This window comes from Candidatus Neptunochlamydia sp. REUL1 (assembly GCF_963457595.1).
Lineage (GTDB): Bacteria > Chlamydiota > Chlamydiia > Chlamydiales > Simkaniaceae > Neptunichlamydia.
This window is the reverse complement of the sequence record NZ_OY735137.1, coordinates 1,770,185-1,788,969: the sequence shown is the minus strand read 5'-3', so window position 1 is coordinate 1,788,969 and position 18,785 is coordinate 1,770,185. Positions and strand designations below refer to the sequence as shown.

Here is an 18,785-nt window from a genome sequence, read left to right as displayed (position 1 = left end):
CCGTTTTTTGATTAGTGCCGCACTTTTATCTACTTCTCTATTTGGAGTTGACTTTGACCGCGTTAAACCCCAGGAACCAACCCAATTTGAAGGTGAAAGGGGCGCGACATATGGCCCCGAAGGAATGAACCCTCAAATCTCAAATGGGGACCAGATCATTATTCCCGAGTTAAAAGGGATTATTATAACCGACACGCGAGATCAAGTCTCCGATGAGGAAATCATGAGAGCTGTTGGTGGAGCTGAAACAATTAACGTTCAAGTCCCAGGAACAATCAAAAACTTCAATTCAATGCTGACCAAGGAATTTCTGAGTCGCCCTTTGACAAAGCAAGGAATGCTGGACCTAAAACGAGAAGTTCTTCTCTATTACCGTCGATGGGAACGCCCCGTTGTAACTATTGAGATTCCTGAACAGAAGATCACTGCTGGCGTTTTGCAATTAGTCATTATCGAAGGGAAACTTGGAAAAGTCACCGCAGAAGGAAATAAGTACTTTAATAGTAGTACGCTTGAGGGTTATGTTCGCTTGGAAGAAGGTCAGGCTATTGACTCTAACACATTAATTACTGATCTCGACTGGATAAATCGCAACCCCTTTCGTCAGATTGATGTGATTTATGCTCCTGGAGAAATTGCTGGGACGACTGATATTCGCCTTTTAACATTAGATCGCCGTCCGTGGCGGTTATATGCCGGTGTTGATAACACGGGATTTGATGAAACCGAGAATACACGCCTGTTTGCGGGTGCGAATTGGGGAAAGGTTTTTGGAACCGATCAAGTCCTCTCACTTCAGTTTACTTGTGCCCCTAATGTAGATCGCTATTGGGCAATTACAGGACACTACGCAATTCCCCTCCCTTGGAGAGATATCTGGGTCTTTTATGGAGGATACTCTCACGTCCATGCGGATATGGATACTCCGGGGCTTGACAACTCGGGCTACGCCGCTCAGGCAAGTACGCGGTATAACTTTATTCTCCCCAATGCCCCGGGAGTTCTTCAAGACCTTACCCTTGGATTTGACTACAAGCGAACCGATAACAACTTAGAATTTGGTGGCGAGCGTATCTTTAAACACAGTGTGAACCTCACGCAATTTGTTCTCGGTTATAATGCAGCTTTTGATAGTGACTACTTCAAAACATCCATAGCTCTAGAACTTTTTTACTCTCCAGGTGACTGGCTTCCTAAGCAGAGCAACTCTGATTACAGGCAGGTCCGATACAAAGCCAAAAGTGATTACATTTACTACCGTCTTGCCTTTGCTCCTATCATCCGCCTCCCTAGAGATTTTTCCTTTGCTCTAACGATTCGTGGTCAAGGAGCCAACCAGAACCTCCTTGCTAGCGAGCAGTATGGCCTAGGTGGATACAATACAGTGCGGGGATATAAAGAACGCGCTGTGAACGTCGACAACGCCTTTCTTACCTCAGTAGAGCTTCGTTCTCCTTCTATAAACTTGATTGGAAGACGCCACTTTAAAGATATGGTTCAGTTTTTGATCTTCCTAGACTATGCGATCGGGCATGATGTCCATACCCTACCTGAGGCTCCTAAGACAGAATATCTGTTAGGCTTTGGCCCCGGTGTCCGCTATGAAGTCACCCCCTATTTGAACTTCCGTGGCGACCTCGGATTCCAACTGAAAAGTGTTGCTGAGGGTGGTCCTGGATTCCGCTTCCATTTTTCCCTAATTGGTAGCTTCTAGAACTCTAACCTTTGTGAGAGATAAATTCGGTTTCAATCTTGGCAGCAAGAATAAAATCGCTTTCGCTTAGACCATCGATCTTATGGGTCCAGATTTGAAGAGTCACCTCCGCCCATGACAAAAAGATATTGGGATGATGTCCCTCTTCCTCAGCAATACGCCCAATAATATTCGTAAAAGCAAGGGCCTCTTTGAAGTTTTTGAAAGTATAGGTTCTTTCAAGCTGATGCTCACCAACGATTGACCATCCTTCAAAAAGTTGTTCAGCAAAAGGTTTGAGTAGGTCTCCCTTAAGAGGTACCGCGCCAACGACGCAGGGTGTACATTTTCTAAGCGCAAGATCTTTCATAGGTCTCCCTTAATGGTTTGAAGGTAAGCATCCGTTTCTCCCCACGGAAATGAAACAGGAAAGGATTTCCCAATACGAAAAGCATTTTCATCGTAATCTGTAAGAGGATAGCTAATGCTAATAATTTTTGTTCCTTTTGGGAAGGTCTTTAAGCGATCGACAAGAGACGTGATTTCTTGGTCTTTTAAGCACGTTCCATAGAGGTAAATGACAGAGGCTTCTGCTATGCTTGCTTGAAGCATATCGGCACAGATAAAAGAGGCCTTTTCAAGGTGATACTTTTGCGCTACATGCTTCGAAAGCTTTACAAACTGGGGGATCCGTTCAATTCCAATTACTGCGCAGTGGAAAAAGTGATACAGAAATAGAGCTCCTCTCCCTCGTCCAGAGCCTAACTCAAGAAAGGTGTCTGTCCCTTTTAACTCACATTCTTTTGCAATTTTTTCATATGTTTTAAGAGGGGTTTCCCCATAGGTATGAATTTCCCTATCATAGTGCTTCTTGAGATAATTCTTGCTGATTGTATAGGGATTTTTAAAAATATAGGCAGTAAGAAGGGCTCTATCAATTTTAGCAAACTCTGAATCGAGGTAATATTCCTCTTTGACTTCTTTCTGAAGCTTCCGATCTATCCAGGCATATTTGATTGCGTCAAGTAGTCGTCTCATCCCCACACATTAACACCATTTCGGTATATCTTACCAGTTGATGGTTTGCCCAGGTTCAAGGACCCGGAAACTTTTTGGATCAATTCCTTTCTTTTTTAAAGCACAAAAGAGATCATAGGGAGGCTGTTCAAGCCCCTCACTGGAAAGTCGAAAGGTTTTCCAATGCATTCCTACACTAAGCAAAGACCCCACTTCATCATGGATTTTAACAGCTTTTTTCGGACAAATATGGACTGGCCCCATAAATTCCCCAGGATCGTATGTTCCTATAGGAATTAGACTGAGATCCATTTCTCCAAACTCCTTTCCAATATTCTTGAAATCTTTTCGATTGTACCCCGTATCCCCTACGAAATACAGCCGTTTATCTTGGTTTTTTTCCTGTACAAAATCAACAACGTATCCTGCCCAAAGAGTGGTGTTCTTATCAAAGAGGCCTCTTCCTGAATAGTGCTGCGAGGGTACAGAAGTAATGATGACTTCCTGTCCCTTGATTCCAATATGTGTTTCCTCCCACCACTCCATTTCAACGATATGTCGCATTCCAAGTTTCTGAAGTCGCTTCTTCACCCCAAGAGGAACAATCCATGTAATTCCTGAATTTTTTTCTTGAAGCTTTAGAACCGTTTCACGGCATAAATGGTCGTAATGATCATGACTGATTAAAACAATATCAATTTCAGGTAGGTTTTCCAGGGCCAATGGAGCTATGTGCCTGCGTTTTGGCCCCAGAAATGATAGTGGCGAACACCGATTCTCCCAGATAGGATCGGTTAAAAGATTCAATCCTCCAACATTTACGAGGAATGTACAGTGGTTGATCCAAGTAACTTTAGGAGCATTTTCTTTGAGTTTCCGTTTAGAGTTAGGATATTTGAATGTTTTAGGCCGCGGTTTTCGTTCTTTTTTATCATTATAAAAACCTAACTGCCACAAGGCTATGTCTATTAGTGACCGCTTTGTTGAATCGATATGAGGATTGACGAAACGTCGACCCTTTTTGTGATATCCCTTTTTCATATTAACTCCCCTCCGAAACTTTCTTTTAACCGAAGATATAAATATTCAGAAAGGGTTTTTAGAAATAAATTTTAAGAAATTTAATATCAAGTGAGTAAAGATTTGGGAACTTGATCTGTAATCGCAGGATCCCCATCAAACTGAATTGGACCAGGATACGCATAATGATCTTCAACTGTCCATTTGATCCGATTTCTGCTAAAGGTTTTAAAAGCGGCACCTGAAAGTTCAAGTAGAGCTTTGCGAATCACAGCCTTGTCCTTCCCCTTCCTCTTTTCAAGATTCATAAGCGCTGTGATTGGGATTCCACAGACATCCCACTCAGCAGAAGGCTTGGTAAGGTGCCTAACGCAGCTCATATAGCCAGTGTGGCCATCTCTTATAAGCAGTGCTGCAACATGACCAAGAGAATAACAATAGGTAGCATCAAAGTTTGTTGGAAGCCCTGCGCGCCCCTCATATCCAAAAAAATGGTGAACCGGACTGAATGTACCCTTATAGGAAGGACGGCTCTTTAGTTCTTCTTTAACTGCTTGGCTAAAAAGAAGGTCGGTTTGAATGTGAGAGACTTGAACATTCCCATGGGGGTCGCGGTCTAGAAGAAGTTGCTTCGCAATCTCTTTCGGTAAAAATTCAAAAGTCGCTTTAGCTTCAGTACTTAAAGCCTCCTCACCTTTCCCTTCTGCTATAAGGGTATTGAGCTCACTGATTAAGGTTTTCATTTCCGGGATAAATTCAATAAGCCCTTCAGGAATGAGGATCAATCCGTAGTTCTTTCCGTTATTTCCTCTCTTTTCAATCACATCAGCAATCTCTGACGTTACAGCCTTTAGGGTCATTTCCTTTTCCGCTACCTCCTCCCCTATCAGGCAAATATTAGGATGAGTATTCAGGGCACATTCCAAGGCAATATGGGAAGCGGAACGACCCATTAACTTGATAAAATGAGTATACTTTTTTGCAGATAGCGCATCGCGTGCAATGTTGCCTATCATCTCAGAGTAAATTGCCGTTGCTGTATGGAATCCAAAAGAAATATCAACAAGGTCATTCTTCAAATCTCCATCAATCGTTTTGGGAACACCTATCACCTTAGTTTTGCACTCCTTGGCCAGACAGGTTTCAGCAAGAACTGCCGCATTGGTATTGGAATCATCTCCTCCAACGACAATCAACCCATCAAGTTGAAGTTTATCGAGTACTGCAAGCGATTTCTCGAGTTGCTCCTCGGTTTCAATTTTGGTCCGCCCTGATCCAATAAGATCAAAGCCTCCTTGATTTCGATACTGACCCAATAGGTCTTCAGAAAGCTCGAGAATCTCACCTTCAATTATCCCAGAAGGACCATTTATAAAGCCCACTAAATGAGACTCAGGATGAAACGTTTTGAGAGCATCGAAAAGACCTGTAATCACATTATGTCCTCCAGCAGCCTGACCTCCAGAAAAAACAACTCCAACTTTGAGCGGTTTTCCAAGAGGCACCTCTCCCTTTATAGGAGTCAATAACGGGCGCCCGTAACTTTTTGGGAAAAGGGCTTCGATCTCCTTTTCATCTGCCATACAGGTTGTTTCTCCCTGTCCTTTGAAGGTAATAACAGACAGGTCTTTCAATACCTTTGGAAGGCTAGGCTGATAGGAGAGGCGATGTTTTTGTAGTGGTGTCATACACAAAAGGTTAGTGAATTCAATAAATGCTTGCAAGGATTGATTTAGTATTCAATTAGAAAAAATAAATACAGGAGATTCATATAAAAACAATATATTTTTTTGCGCATAAGTTTTTAATTAATTGCAAATTATTGAATATAGAGAATTAATAAAAGGAATCGTTATGAAAAAGAAAATCCTAAACACCATTTTACTAGGCTCTGTCCCTAAAGATAAAAATTGATTAGACTATCATAGAGTAAAGCCAAAGGAGGTTTGACTTTATGTTAAGAGAATCAATTACTCATGAGATTTGGGAAAAAATCGCCCCTTTATTACCAGCTCCAAAAGGAAGGCATGGGAATGATGACAGACGGTTTTTAGAAGCTATTTATTGGGTACTAAGAACAGGAGCTCCTTGGAGGGATTTGCCTTCAGAGTTTGGTTCGTGGAAGACGGTATAGCTAAAAATTTTTAGCTATATATATTGATGAGAGTGGATTTGCGCATGACATACCTCGAACTCATGGTTATGCAAAAATAGGAGAACGTTGCTTTGGCACCCATGACTGGGGAGCAAAAGGTCGGACCAATGTAATACCATTCAATATGATGAGCACACGTATAAAGAACGAAATGCTGTCGAAAGGTTCTTTGGACGTATTAAGGAGTTTCAAAGAATCGCAACACGTTATGATAAAATAATTTGCATGTTTAAAGAGGCTCTCTTGTTCGCTTTGATCATCATATGGTGTAAACTTTGAGGACAGAGCCTAGAAAGAAGTCTCAACCTAACCTTAGGATAGTACGGGCTAGGCTCTGCCTATGTGCTCTTGCCTGCACTTTTCTTCTTTGAGTTCTTTGAGTGGAACTGAAGATCATTCTTTGGGTAGAGGAGAACAAGAAGCGCTGTTCCAATCACAATCAGACAAAAGCCTAGGATTACTCCAGGAGGTACCGCTTCTCCCCAAATAAAATATTGGATGATTGCTCCAAATATAAAGCTGAGATAGATAAACGGGCTCACAAAGCGCATAGGGGCAAATTTTGCAGCCATCGTGAGAAGCACTTGAAAGATTGCAGCAAAAAAACCTGCAAGAAATGCGTAACCTAAACTTTTATCCGTAAAAACGATGTCAGGTTCAGGAAAAAGGAATAGAACTGCCGCCGTTACAATGACACTTAAAACAAAATAGTAGGCTGTTATCCGCTCCCAAGGCTCTGTATAATTTAGCGTACGGACCGCCACAACAGCTGTCCCTGCAAACATCGCACCAACAAGCGGAATAATAACTAAGGGATCAAATATATTCTGACCAGGACGAAGCACAAAAAGAAGTCCTAAAAATGCAATTCCAAGCCCCCACCACAGCCTGTGAACGAGTTTAACGCGGAGCCAGAGCCTGGAAGCAATAGGAACAAAAAGAGGAAAAGAGTAAAAAATAAGGGTTCCAGTCGCTAGAGAGAGTTTTGTGATACTGTAATAGAAGCAAAAAAGAGCTGCTACTCCACATACAGAACGAACAGCATGGTGAGTGTAATTTTTGGTTTTAAAAAGCTGGTTGGTTTTAGGTGCAGTTGGAGAAATAAAGACCCAAAGCATGAGCATAACAAGATTAACAAATGACCGTGCAAAACACAGAAAATTTGTACTCAAGTATGGAGATGCGAGCTTCACAAACATGGCCTGAATGGCGAGCATCACCGTTGCAATCACAATAATCAGAATTCCAAGCCCCAATCTCTTTTTCGGTCTTTCTAAATGCTGAATCATTGCCTTTTTTCTCTAATTAGTTATACAATCTACCTATAGCTGAAAAGGAAACAAATGGCAAAAAAATACATTTTTATGACAGGAGGTGTTGTTTCATCCCTAGGCAAAGGACTTGCATCGGCATCGATTGGAATGCTTCTCGAAGCTCAAGGCCTCAAAATTGCCATGCTAAAACTTGACCCCTACCTGAATGTTGACCCGGGAACAATGAATCCCTTTCAACATGGGGAGGTCTACGTTACCGACGATGGCGCTGAAACAGACCTAGATCTCGGCCATTATTACCGTTTTACCAATTCCCCTCTCTCCAAATCAAGTAACGCAACCTCAGGGCAGGTTTATGATACTGTGATCAAGCAGGAGAGGCATGGAGACTACCTCGGAAATACCGTTCAGGTGATCCCCCACGTCACTAACGAGATCAAGAAACGCATTCATAGATGTGCTGATCAAGAAAAAGGGATTGATGTCATTTTAGTTGAAGTTGGAGGAACTGTAGGAGATATCGAATCCCTACCATTTCTGGAGGCTATTCGTCAATTCCGCCTAGATCACCCAAGCGATTGCATTAATATTCATATGACCTATGTCCCCTACCTGAAAGCTGCAGGAGAGGTGAAAACAAAACCTTCGCAACACTCAGTTCGTGCAATCCAGAGCTTAGGGATTTTCCCTGATCTCATCTTATGTCGCTCCGAGAGCCCTCTTGATAAAGAGGTTAAGGACAAGATTGCCCTCTTTTGTAACGTCGCAAGAGAAGCTGTTGTTGAACAAGTTGACGTCTCAGGAACTGTTTATGAACTCCCTCTTACAATGGTAGATCAAAAACTTGATAAGCAGCTCTGTTCTCTTCTTAATCTTAAGTGCAAAAAGACACACATTTCTCATTGGGGAAAAATGGTTAATATCCTTTCGAACCCAAAAAAGACGGTCAAAGTGGGGCTAGTTGGAAAGTACATTCATCACCAAGATGCTTATAAATCAGTGGTGGAGGCTCTCTGCCATGGGGGCATTTCTCACGAAGTGAAGGTTGAAATCCAAGGTTTTGACTCTGAAAGCGACTCAAAGGTGGATGGGTGCGATGGCTACCTTGTCCCCGGGGGATTCGGGGAAAGAGGCTTTGAAGGAAAAGTCAAAATTGCAAAGTATTGCCGAGAAAACAACACCCCCTACTTTGGGATTTGCCTAGGAATGCAAGTCTTGGTTGTTGAGTTTGCTCGCTCAGTCCTTGGACTTAAAAATGCCAACTCAACAGAAATGAATGCTGATACCCCTGATCCAATTATTTCCTTATTGACAGAACAAGAAGATGTCTCCAACCTCGGAGGCACAATGCGATTAGGAAGTCACCCCTGCTCTCTTTTGCCAAAAAGTAAGGCCTTTGCAGCCTATAAAGAGAAAAAAATTGAGGAACGCCACCGTCATCGCTATGAATTTAACAATGCTTATAAAGATGAGTGCGAGGAAAAAGGGCTTATTATTTCAGGAACCAATGATTTTCTTTGTGAGATTGCTGAGATCAAAAACCACCCTTGGATGGTGGGTGTTCAGTTCCACCCCGAGTTTAAATCAAAGCCAATAAAGCCTCACCCTCTATTTACTGCTTTTATAGGAGCTATGCTCCATGGGTAGAGTTCTCGGTGTAGACTTTGGGATGAAACGGATTGGGCTTTCTCGTTCTGACCCAATGAAGATCATCGCATCTCCTTTAAAAACTGTTCTTGTTGGGAAAACGCTTGAAGCAACGACCGAACTGATTGTGAAAGAATGCGATGATATCGAAACTATCGTTCTCGGTCTTCCCCTCCTGCTTTCAGGAAAGGACAGTGAAACAACAACAACAGTGAGAAAATTCGCCTCAATATTAGAGAAAAAGAGTGGCCTCCCTCTTATTTTGTGGGATGAACGTCTCACCTCTAAGCAGGTAGAAAAACTACTGATTGAAGGAAATGTAAGTAGAAAACAGCGTACCCAACATGTCGATACGATGAGTGCAACTCTCATTCTGCAAAACTATCTGGATGGAAACTCCCATGGAAGCTGAAGAACTCTACGAAAAATTAAAGCACATTGACGTTGCTAATCCACTGTGTGCTTATACCATAGAGAGGTGTGAGAGACTCACCCCCCTAATCAATGAAATTAATGCGCTCAAAGAAGAAAAAGACGCTCTTATCTTAGCACACTCCTATGTCCACCCAGATATTATCTATACCGTTGCCGACCATGTAGGAGACTCTTACGGACTAGCTCTAAAAGCTAAAGAAACAACAAAGGAAACGATTGTCTTTCCTGCTGTTCGTTTTATGGCCGAAACAGCCAAGATTTTAAATCCCAAAAAAACGGTAATTGACCCCAATCCTAACGGAGGATGCTCACTTGCTGACAGCATCACAGGCGCTGATGTTCGCCGTCTCAGAAAAGAATACCCAGACCATACTTTTGTCTGCTATATCAATACAACAGCAGAGGTAAAAGCAGAATGCGATGTCTGTGTCACCTCTTCAAATGTAAATCTAATCATTGAGCAACTCCCGAATGACAAGATCTATTTTCTGCCGGACAAGCTCATGGGACAAAATGTAAAGAATGCGCTTGGTGATAAAAAAGAAATTCAGCTTTATGATGGAAGTTGTTATGTCCACGAAGAGTTCACCCGCTTAGAGGTCGAAACACTTAGAAAGGTTCACCCTAAACTCACGGTACTCGCCCATCCAGAATGCACAGAAGAGGTTATCAAAACAGCGGATATCGTTGGCTCTACAAGTCAGATTGTAAACTATGCAAAAGAGCATCAAAAAGATGAAAACCCCTTTTTGATTCTTACCGAGTGTGGAATTGCCTCTCGCCTTCAGGTCGAGCACCCTAACCTTAAACTCGTCGGCTCTTGCATGATGTGTCGCTACATGAAATCGAATAGCCTCGAAGGGATTTTAGAGTCCCTAAAATCCCCCCGACACGTGATAGAAATCGACCCCTCCGTTCAAGCACGAGCACTTAGCTGTGTCGATGCTATGTTCACGATCGTCTAGGCTTGATTAGTTAGCTGTTTGGGAAGGGATAAAAGAACAAGATAAAACCCTATGCATTGCAACAGTTCCATCTTCTTTCTTATCAATAACCATGAAATCCCCACTAGAAAGCCGCTCATCATAACTAGATTTTCTTTTTTCTGCCGCTACAGGAAGAATCAACCTTCCCCCAGGTTTAAGCTGATCAACTAAGGGGTGTGGGATTCCCTCACACATGAAACCTACGGTAATAATATCATACGGAGCTCCCTCTAAATACCCCTTTTCTCCATCAGTCGTTATAAATGAAATTCTACTTGCTTCCTTAGGAAAATTCCGTTGGATTGTATTTGCAGCAGTATGCGTTAATGAATCGTAGTATTCTAACCCATATACCTCTGCATCCGGTGCTAAGTAAGCAAAGATTGCAGCGAGGTACCCAGTCCCGGTCCCAACATCGAGTATTTTCTTAGCATTTCCAATAAGGTCTTTGCTTAACTCCAAATACCAGATATGCATATGAGGTGAGGAAATGCACATCTTACATCCAATATCTATTGCAGTGTCATAGTATGGGTTCTCTAAGCAAAACCAGCCACGATCGATTTCTCTAAAAGCCTGCTCGATTATAGGAGTCACAAGCGTATGAGAATATTTAAGACTTTCAATGAGACTTTCTAAAGAATTACATTTTTTATAAGAGGCAGGGTAAATTTCATTTCTGTCAAAACTCAGCCTAGGCCATGAATCAATGGGAAGAGAAGGATCAAGCACGCGAACCGTAACCTGATGCCCCTCAATTGATAATATTTCAGCATGATAGTTTCTATCTTTCCAAGAAACTGAGCAGCACCCTCCAGCGTGATACCGATGCATTTTTTCTAGTCGTTCATCTATCACTTTATTTCCACTACAAAACACCACTGAACAAAGCAGGGTTAACGCCAAGCTCATACAGTTTTTTATCATCCAATATCCTTTAGTATGAGGAGTATGGTTAAAGAAATGAATTTTTTCAAGTTTTCATGGCTTGAATATAGAACTAAAATTCTCCTAGATTAAAATCGTTTCTTCACTTAAGTTTAAGAAATGGTAAGTGAAGAAGTACACCCCTTTGAGGAGCCAGGTCAAACCTCAAGAAGTTTAGATCCTTGTGTTGTTGTTATTTTCGGCGCAACCGGTGATTTGACAGCGCGAAAGCTCATGCCCGCCTTATATAATTTAAAGCGAGAAGGACAACTCCCCGCGAACTTTGCGTGCTGCGGATTTGCAAGACGGGAAAAGACCGATGAAGTTTTTCGTGACGAAATGAAAAAAGCAGTGAGTGAACACTCTCGTGTAAAACCTCTAGAAGAAACCCTCTGGGATTCCTTCCATTCACAACTCTTTTACCACCAGTCAGAATTTGACGATGACGCTGGATATGAAAGGTTTGCCACGCATTTAGCAGATCTCGATACGCAGATGGGAACTCAAGGCAACCGGATCTACTATCTGTCAACTCAGCCCAGCTTTTTTCCAACCATCATTGAGAAGCTCAAGAAGCATAAACTCCTATATGACCATAAGACCGAAAAGGAAAAATGGTCACGGGTCATTATTGAAAAACCCTTTGGCCACGATTTAAATTCGGCCTTAGAGCTTCAAAAAGACTTGATGCAACACCTAAGTGAAGAACAGCTCTATAGAATTGACCACTACCTTGGAAAAGAAACAGCACAAAATCTCTTGGTATTCCGTTTTGGGAATTCTATTTTTGAAAACCTTTGGAACCACCGCTATATCGATCATGTCCAGTTTACTGTTGCAGAGGATATTGGAATTGGGACTCGAGGAAGGTTCTACGAAGAACAAGGACTTGTTCGCGACATCATGCAAAACCACATGATGCAACTCTTTTCACTCATCGCAATGGAACCTCCTGTGAATTTAAGCCCGAGCGCCATTCATGATGAAAAGGTTAAGGTATTAGAAGCCCTCCGACCTTTCAAGGGTGATGATTTTGAGAAGTCAGCCGTACGTGGACAGTATGGCAAAGGATTTACCAGTGGCGAAGAGGTCAAAGGATACCGAGAAGAAGAGAATGTAGACCCCAAATCAAAGATAGAAACCTATGGGGCTGTTCGATTCTTCATTGATAATTGGAGATGGGACGGTGTCCCATTCTACTTGAGAGGCGCAAAAAGGTTACCCAAACGAGCGACAGAAATTGCTGTGACTTTCAAACATCCTCCCGGAATCTTGTTTCACGAGCATGGACAAAAACACGAACCCAATGTTTTGGCAATTCGGATCCAGCCAAATGAAGGAATTGCACTAAAAATTAACTGTAAAGTCCCAGGACCGAGTAGTCCAATTCAACCTGTAAAAATGGACTTCCGCTATGGAGCATTCTTCGGTCTCACCCCTCCAGATGCTTACGAGCGATTGATTTGTGATTGTATCGCTGGAGATAACACTCTTTTTGCAAGGCAGGATGAAGTCTTCCATTCCTGGCAGTTTTTCACTCCCCTTCTTGACCACTGGGCGAATACAACCCCTAAAGATTTTCCTAACTATGAAGCTGGTACCTGGGGCCCAAAAGCTTCAGATGAGATGCTAGCACGGGATGGACGAAAATGGCGCTTGATATGAGCCCCAGAAACAAGGTATAGTGCACTCATATGACACAAACAATCCACCCAGCTGATATCGAATCTGAATTGGAGCGGATTTGGGATTCTCTTCAGGGATCCAATAAAATGCGGGCCTGTCTCTTTAACCTGATCATTTATGCAAAGAAATGCCAGCGCATTGGCTACCTTAACCAAATTGCTCAGAAGGTCATTGAAAAATTTCCTTCACGCGTCATCTTTATCACTTATGACGACACCTGCTCAAACCAAGATCTGCTGACATCCGTCTCGGTAATGACTGCCGACGAAGGAGAGTATGAAATCGCTTGTGATTTGATTGAAGTCGAAGTCTGCAGCAAGGATCATCCCCGAGTCCCCTTCGTGATTCTTCCCCATATCCAGCCCGATCTCCCCATTTACCTCGTTCATGCTGATGACCCCTCATTTGAGAACCCCATTGCTGAAACACTTGAACACTTAGCAGACAGAATTATCTTTGATTCTGAAGCAGCATGTGACCTGCCTGCCTTTGCAAAGGCAGTGCTCTCCCATGACCTGCGATGCGGCGCTGACGTTGCAGACCTTAATTGGGCCCGTATCGAAGGATGGAGACAACTCTTTGCCAATGTCTTCAAGTCATCTGAGGAACTCGAAAAATTAAAGCATGCAAATAAAATCTCTATCAGCTTCAATTCAAAAGAAACCGACTATCTCTGCCACACAAACATCCAGTCAGTCTATCTTCAAGCCTGGATTGCAGTTCAACTTGGGTGGTCCATCAAAAAGGTGAACTCAAAGGGGAAGCATCTAACCTTTTACTACGAAGGTGAGTTTGGAGAAATTGAGTCTGTAATTATCCCTGACTCTTCTGAAGAGGTGTCACCTGGAAGACTTCTCTTGATTGAGATTGAGACCGACCGGGGGTACCAATATGCTTTTAAGCGCAATTTGAAGTGTCCCCACCATGTAACGATCGAAAAATCGAGTCCCGAGTTTTGTTCGCTTCCTGTAAACTATGTCCTAGATAAGGATGTCTCAGGACAATCTCTCGTCAAAGAAATTTGCCATAAAGGAACAAGCTTTCATTATACGAAAATGCTTCAACTCCTATCTGAGGTTAAAAATGAAAGCCTGTGTGATGAGTGATGATTCCCATTTTTTTTCTTGGGACGATACAAGAGATATTGCCCACCCTGGGGACCGGAACCACACGCTTGCTTTTGCCGTTGAACACTTCCTTAACTGTGCCAAAGAAGCGATGAAATCTCATGAGTATTTTGCTGTGGCACTCTCGGGAGGGTCAACTCCAAAAAAGATCTTTGAAATGCTTTCTTCTCCTTCTTATTCAGGAGAAATAGACTGGGGAAAAGTCTTCATTTTTTGGGGAGATGAGAGGTCTGTTCCTCCAACCGACCCCGACAGTAACTTTCGAATGGCAATGGATGCCGGACTAAAATCTCTATCAATTCCACCTACCCACATCTTTCGAATGGAGGCAGAAGAAAATATTGCAGAGAACGCCAAGTCCTATGAAGAAAAGATTCTAGAGATCTTAGGGTCCCGCCCGTTTGATCTCATAATGCTTGGAATGGGCGAAGATGGTCATACAGCCTCTCTTTTCCCAGGTACTAAAGCCCTCGAAGAAAAAGTCGCCCTTGCCACTGCAAACAAAGTCCCTCAAAAAGAGACTTGGCGCATGACCCTCACCTACCCTTGCATCAACTCTGCTCGTAACATCGCGATCTATGTGCTAGGCAAAAGCAAAGCAAAAATGGTAAGCCAGGTTTTTCTTAAAAGTCACACACACACCTATCCAGTTTCCCTCATTGGAACACCTCACAACAAAGCGCTTTGGGTCCTCGATAGCGAAGCCGCCGACCCTATTCTAAAGAAAAAGCCGAATTAGTTACCTATTGTCTTTCGATTCTATAAAAAAAAATGTCAATAGAGTCAGTAGATGTAACAATCAGTTCGATGAGCAATAGAAGACTAGATGAAGAACAAACAAGATTGGATTTCTCTTTCTGGAAGGTAGCCGCTTGTCTTCACAGTCATATAGCCATTTTTATCTTTTGCATTGCTACACCGCTTTATAAACTCTTCTACTTCACTTTCAATTGCTTGATGAAGCATTTTTCGCGCTCCTTCTCGCACGATCTCTTCTAAACCTTGCTGAAATCCTGGTAATTTATCATACTTTTCCATGAGCGTATCTCCTTATTTATGGAAAATTTATTCAACTTTCCAAGGATACGCTCATTTATTCCCAGACACAACATTCGGTTATACCTCTATCACCTGTATATGAAGCATTTATGTTATTGGGAATTACGTTTTTTTGGGTTAGAAAATTAGTGGGATAGTCTCATGATAGTCTAATCAATTTTTATCTTTAGGGATAGAGCCTAGTTTATTGTTGAAAAATAACTCTTATAATTTTATTTAGAAAGATAGGTAATTTTTTTGAGAGGTATGCAATAATAATGAGATTAATCACCATTTGTCAAATTAGTATTTCCTTATTAATCTCCATAAATGTGTGTGCAGAAACAATCACTTTTACTGAAACTGAAATTGAAGAAAAAATTAAAACTAAAGGTTCCCGTAATAATTTTTTGGGTCCTTCCGCTAGGATTCAATTATCTCACGATTTTTATGCATTCGTTTTGTCCGGTTTATTTGAAGGTGGTCCAAAACAATTGAGAAGTAATGCTACTTTCGGGTTCTGCCTAGGAAGCAACGAAAAAACTGGCATCAAAATCAGTGGTGAGCATTTGATGCAAGATTTGAAATTCAACTTCTATACAGGGTCACAAAAAAAATGGGTTCATCAAGCGTCAGGGGGAATTGGGATCAAACATGTATTTGAAAAAGAAATGTCTTCTTTATTTGTTAAGTCTTGCCAACTTGATGGATATTACTCACATTCATGGAGCAGAAAACTATCTAAAAACCCATTAGATCCATATAAAATTTTTGTAAATCATAGAAGAATCGCTGGGGCAAATGCCTGGGGAGGGAAAGGAGGAGCAGATTTACAATTCAAAAGATTTAGGACTGTTGTAGGATTAGATGTTAGTTATGATCATGTGAAATATGACATAAAAAATGGTTGCCATCTTTCCAAGAGTGGTATTGGAGGAGGAATCTCCCTTCTCCACCCTTTTTCAGATACATTCGATTTAAGAACAAAAGCATCATTTCGTAAACCTTTCAACAACTATTCTGGAGAGTTAAATTGGAAGCCTAAGAGCTTCCCTGGACTAACAGCGGGTTTCTTCGGAGGGTATACAGCTGGAAAATATTGTTTAGCTAGCTCTTATGATATTGGTATTAGGCTGAGCTACGTGTTTAAATCTAAGAAAACAGAGCCTTCTCATGAAACAAACTCAGGATTAGGTTATTTAGCACCTAAGAACTACCTCAAAACATGGCTTCAAGAACCAGTGGTTAAAATGGCTCAAGTCCTTGCTATTTCAGATGAGAAACTTACTTTTAAAGAAATCATCGAAGAGGTTAAATCTGATAAAGGAGTTAGTAGTGGTATTATACCTGACTGGGATGTTAATCATAAAGTTATGTTTGCTGACATAACAGCGGTAACTGATTTGGGACAAGTAACAATGACCATCAATGGGGTAACAGAAATTTTGGAAGAAAATATGGATGCTGGGGACCAAAAAGATGAAAAAGACCTTAGTGCGATTTTTTCTCCAGATCCACTTAACCCTGGTACCCCCTGGACTGCAAAAAGTTCGTTGGGAGGAAATATGAAAATTTATTTATATGAAGATATTTATTAGTGGGATAATCTCATATACTACATATGATTGATCTAATTAAACATCAAGCTCTTGAAATAAAGAATGAAGCCAATCTAGAACATGGGGAAGATAGATATAAAGAAGGCAAGTTGATGGCTTATTACTCAGTAATATCTACTCTTAAAAATCATGCCTATTTGTACGATATTGAACAAAAAGATATCGGTTTAGAAAATATGAATTTAGAATCAGATTTGCTTGGTCCAAAATAAATTTTTGCAGGATTTTTACTTTTCTTGTAAGCTCCCTTATACCCCACCTAATTGGAGATTAATGTAATGGAATCAAATTACGAAGATTTAAAAAAACAAAGTAACCAACCGCTATGAGCGGAGGCATAAGTCGAGTAACGCGAGGGAACCTCCCCCTCACGTCCTCACAGATCCGTACGTGAACCTCTCGATTCATACGGCTCCTATGACTTATGCTGTTGGTTTAAATCCAAATTCCCAGTTTTCGTTTCCCCCCATTGTTCTTGGGTATTTCTACCTCAAGCACGGGTGGAGGGAAATAACTCCCGGATGACATTCTGTTCCAAAGTTTATAAAGGTTACTTTTGAGGTTAATCTCAAAGTCTTCAATTGACTGTCGATCAACCCCTGCAGCTCCTTTATTTGCTTTCACACGTTTGTATGCTTCCATCACAGTGTGTTTGGAAATTCTAAACGGTTTTACTTTTTCCATTTGTTCCTCCCGTTTCCGGTTGTCTGATGGAATCAGCTTCAAGTCATATCATTCCTTATCCAATTAAGTATTTGCTGCTTCTCTCTGATAAATTCCAAGAATTTCATCAAAAACTCGTGCATCATACCCCTGCCTTTCATTCCTCAAAACTTCCTCTAGTGAAGGCGCTGAGGGAACTGGTTGCATCTCGTAAGTAGGGAAGCGAGGGTAGAGTCCAGCGGGGTCGAAGTATTGCCTTGGAGGCTGCGCCCCGGTTGCTACAAGATGAGCTTCTCTGTGGAGGTTTGAGATGTGATTAAACAGTGGAAGAAGGTGCGCATCACGATTTCTTCTGATGTCTTTGATATAATCATCTCTTTCACCCCGAATTGTATCTATTCGAGCATCAAAGGGAAGCGAAATAAGACGCACCGAAGTATCACGAATCGACTGCGCTTGCTCTATAGTTGTTCTGTATTCATTTCGAGCTGTTTGTTGATAATGATCATACTGAGCTCCTAGGGGATAGGACTGCAGCTTCTCATCAAGTTTGGATTCAGCGTTTCTCTTATACAAAGCATATGTCGTGTAAGCCACGGCAAGAGCTGCCTGCTTACTTTGAGAAACAGAATCAATATTTTCCTGAGCTTTTTGCTGCACATCCTCAATTTTATCACTCACCATGTTTTCAACCATGTTATAGGTCTTTACGAACTTAGCATGCTCTTGATGGTAAAGAGTAAGAGGCACTCCATATTGAGGGTGAAGTCTTACAAAATTCATCATTTTTTCGCCAAGAGGACTGTATTTTGCCGCAGACTCAAGAAGAGCTGTCTTACCCTTTGCACTGTGGACACCCACCATTTCTTTTTGCACTGCATCAAGATATTCAAGATAAAGTCCATTGAGTTCAACAGTACTCAAAACCTTTGAGAAGAGGGCTGGCTGAGATTTTGCCCCTAGGTCGTCTTTGATATAGATCGAAAGAAGCCCTGTATCGAAAGCCTCTTTTCTCTGCATTGCTACAGCTTCAGGAAGATTTTTCTGCCAAAGCCCCACCTGTTGATGCGCTTGATAGGTTCGGTATGCCCCGAAAATAAGAAGCGCAACAGCGCCGACTCCTACAGCTCCAGATGCAAGAGGAGAAAGTCCGCCAACTGCCGCTAAAGATCCTAAAGTAGGCGTCCCTACAAGGGTTATTATCCCAGTCGTTAGGCGCTTTGACTGCCAAAAATCTGCCTTCACTTCTCTAAAAGATTTTGAAAAACTTTTTACCTGAATAAGATTATCAACAAGAGAAAATGTAAACTTTTCATTTGCATTGTAAGTAATCCGTTGGTTTAAAGGACGCTGCGCAAGGTTTTTTTGTTCAATAAACGAAGGTTGCCCCGGCGCAAACGTAATTTCATCTTCACACTGCCGATCGTAATCCCACTCTGTAAAATGTTCACCTGAAGGGCCCGAAAGGGCAAAATCTATTTCAGACATCTGTAACTCC

17 protein-coding genes and 2 pseudogenes are annotated in these 18,785 nt (G+C 41.8%); 10 read left to right on the top strand and 9 right to left on the bottom strand.

The genetic code is table 11. The features are described 5' to 3' along the window. The first annotated feature begins 7 nt into the window (after positions 1-7). Positions 8-1,714, top strand: coding sequence for a ShlB/FhaC/HecB family hemolysin secretion/activation protein (locus R2I63_RS09535; protein WP_316357220.1), 1,707 nt, complete (start codon positions 8-10; stop codon positions 1,712-1,714). A 4-nt stretch (positions 1,715-1,718) separates the two neighbouring features. Here R2I63_RS09535 and R2I63_RS09530 read toward each other — a convergent pair whose 3' ends face one another. The 4 genes from R2I63_RS09530 to R2I63_RS09515 all read right to left on the bottom strand — a co-directional run bounded on the left by R2I63_RS09530 (position 1,719) and on the right by R2I63_RS09515 (position 5,418). Further along, complete coding sequence (locus R2I63_RS09530; protein WP_316357218.1) at positions 1,719-2,063, bottom strand: 4a-hydroxytetrahydrobiopterin dehydratase; 345 nt, start codon at positions 2,061-2,063, stop codon at positions 1,719-1,721. Beyond that, complete coding sequence (locus R2I63_RS09525; RefSeq protein ID WP_316357217.1) at positions 2,060-2,731, bottom strand: methyltransferase domain-containing protein; 672 nt, start codon at positions 2,729-2,731, stop codon at positions 2,060-2,062. The genes R2I63_RS09530 and R2I63_RS09525 overlap by 4 nt, the downstream gene beginning before the upstream one ends. Before the next feature lie 30 nt (positions 2,732-2,761). Next, positions 2,762-3,751 (bottom strand): MBL fold metallo-hydrolase, encoded by a 990-nt coding sequence (locus R2I63_RS09520; protein WP_316357215.1) that lies wholly within the window; start codon positions 3,749-3,751, stop codon positions 2,762-2,764. A gap of 86 nt (positions 3,752-3,837) precedes the next feature. Continuing rightward, on the bottom strand, positions 3,838-5,418 hold the full coding sequence (locus R2I63_RS09515) for a diphosphate--fructose-6-phosphate 1-phosphotransferase (RefSeq protein WP_316357213.1): 1,581 nt from the start codon (positions 5,416-5,418) through the stop codon (positions 3,838-3,840). 266 nt (positions 5,419-5,684) lie between these two features. On the opposite strand from R2I63_RS09515, the pseudogene R2I63_RS09510 reads away from it, so the two are divergent. Further along, positions 5,685-5,861 (top strand): annotated as a pseudogene (locus tag R2I63_RS09510) (transposase); the annotation flags it as partial. 362 nt (positions 5,862-6,223) lie between these two features. On the opposite strand, the gene R2I63_RS09500 reads toward R2I63_RS09510, so the two are convergent. Further along, positions 6,224-7,174, bottom strand: coding sequence for a DMT family transporter (locus R2I63_RS09500; protein WP_316357211.1), 951 nt, complete (start codon positions 7,172-7,174; stop codon positions 6,224-6,226). A 54-nt stretch (positions 7,175-7,228) separates the two neighbouring features. Between R2I63_RS09500 and R2I63_RS09495 the strand changes: the two genes are divergently transcribed. The 3 genes from R2I63_RS09495 to nadA are packed head-to-tail and all read left to right on the top strand — an operon-like array spanning position 7,229 to position 10,206. Further along, positions 7,229-8,806, top strand: a complete 1,578-nt coding sequence (locus tag R2I63_RS09495; RefSeq protein WP_316357208.1) for a CTP synthase — start codon at positions 7,229-7,231, stop codon at positions 8,804-8,806. Beyond that, a complete protein-coding gene (ruvX, locus tag R2I63_RS09490; protein ID WP_316357205.1) occupies positions 8,799-9,218 on the top strand; it encodes a Holliday junction resolvase RuvX in 420 nt (139 codons plus the stop codon). Before R2I63_RS09495 ends, ruvX begins: the two co-directional genes overlap by 8 nt. Further along, positions 9,208-10,206, top strand: a complete 999-nt coding sequence (gene nadA, locus R2I63_RS09485) for a quinolinate synthase NadA (protein ID WP_316357202.1) — start codon at positions 9,208-9,210, stop codon at positions 10,204-10,206. The genes ruvX and nadA overlap by 11 nt, the downstream gene beginning before the upstream one ends. A gap of 6 nt (positions 10,207-10,212) precedes the next feature. Here nadA and R2I63_RS09480 read toward each other — a convergent pair whose 3' ends face one another. Beyond that, complete coding sequence (locus R2I63_RS09480; RefSeq protein ID WP_316357200.1) at positions 10,213-11,154, bottom strand: methyltransferase domain-containing protein; 942 nt, start codon at positions 11,152-11,154, stop codon at positions 10,213-10,215. A 120-nt stretch (positions 11,155-11,274) separates the two neighbouring features. Here R2I63_RS09480 and zwf point away from each other — a divergent pair, with 120 nt between their 5' ends. From zwf to pgl, 3 genes are read left to right on the top strand one after another with little or no spacing between them, the layout of a single operon-like run. Continuing rightward, a complete protein-coding gene (zwf, locus tag R2I63_RS09475; protein WP_316357198.1) occupies positions 11,275-12,819 on the top strand; it encodes a glucose-6-phosphate dehydrogenase in 1,545 nt (514 codons plus the stop codon). Between the two features lie 29 nt (positions 12,820-12,848). Next, positions 12,849-13,946 (top strand): glucose-6-phosphate dehydrogenase assembly protein OpcA, encoded by a 1,098-nt coding sequence (locus tag R2I63_RS09470; protein WP_316357194.1) that lies wholly within the window; start codon positions 12,849-12,851, stop codon positions 13,944-13,946. Beyond that, positions 13,924-14,706 carry a 6-phosphogluconolactonase gene (gene pgl / locus R2I63_RS09465; RefSeq protein ID WP_316357191.1) on the top strand — a complete coding sequence of 261 codons (783 nt, stop codon included), beginning with the start codon at positions 13,924-13,926 and terminating at the stop codon, positions 14,704-14,706. The genes R2I63_RS09470 and pgl overlap by 23 nt, the downstream gene beginning before the upstream one ends. 83 nt (positions 14,707-14,789) lie before the next feature. Here pgl and R2I63_RS09460 read toward each other — a convergent pair whose 3' ends face one another. Further along, a complete protein-coding gene (locus R2I63_RS09460; RefSeq protein ID WP_316357189.1) occupies positions 14,790-15,005 on the bottom strand; it encodes a hypothetical protein in 216 nt (71 codons plus the stop codon). Between the two features lie 278 nt (positions 15,006-15,283). Between R2I63_RS09460 and R2I63_RS09455 the strand changes: the two genes are divergently transcribed. After that, positions 15,284-16,603 carry a hypothetical protein gene (locus R2I63_RS09455; protein WP_316357188.1) on the top strand — a complete coding sequence of 440 codons (1,320 nt, stop codon included), beginning with the start codon at positions 15,284-15,286 and terminating at the stop codon, positions 16,601-16,603. Between the two features lie 23 nt (positions 16,604-16,626). Next, a complete protein-coding gene (locus R2I63_RS09450; protein WP_316357186.1) occupies positions 16,627-16,836 on the top strand; it encodes a hypothetical protein in 210 nt (69 codons plus the stop codon). A gap of 232 nt (positions 16,837-17,068) precedes the next feature. On the opposite strand, the pseudogene R2I63_RS09445 reads toward R2I63_RS09450, so the two are convergent. Continuing rightward, a pseudogene (locus tag R2I63_RS09445) lies at positions 17,069-17,308 on the bottom strand (group II intron reverse transcriptase/maturase); the annotation flags it as partial. 63 nt (positions 17,309-17,371) lie between these two features. After that, positions 17,372-18,775, bottom strand: coding sequence for a hypothetical protein (locus R2I63_RS09440; RefSeq protein ID WP_316357180.1), 1,404 nt, complete (start codon positions 18,773-18,775; stop codon positions 17,372-17,374). Between the last annotated feature and the right edge of the window lie 10 nt (positions 18,776-18,785).